The following is a 276-nucleotide window of genomic DNA, read 5'->3' on the forward strand; positions in this document are numbered from 1 at the left end:
TGATGTGTCCGGCATGAGACCGTCTGGATTGTTGTTTTCGCCGGGAATGGGTTGCTTGTCCGATTCATCCTGTTCGGATGGTTGCTTGGTGGCGTGTTCATCGTCCACTGGTTCGCCCTGCTCTACGGCTGGGTCAGTATGGGTGCTGTTGTTATCGAGGCGGGACTTTGGGCGGCGCTTGCGTCGCCGTTTTGGTTGTTTTTCGGGGGAATTATCCTTCGCCACGTCCCGTTGTTCCTCTTTATCGCTTCCTTTTGGTGTATCCACCATGTATAC

The 276-nt window shown here is 54.0% G+C and carries 1 protein-coding gene; it reads right to left on the reverse strand.

Features of this window, described 5'->3' with window-relative positions; translation table 11 throughout:
- On the reverse strand, positions 1-276 hold a 276-nt coding region (locus tag PZC42_RS21135), incomplete at both ends, for a hypothetical protein (RefSeq protein WP_277214089.1).

The organism is Isoptericola croceus, assembly GCF_029382255.1.
Classification (GTDB): Bacteria; Actinomycetota; Actinomycetes; order Actinomycetales; family Cellulomonadaceae; genus Isoptericola; species Isoptericola croceus.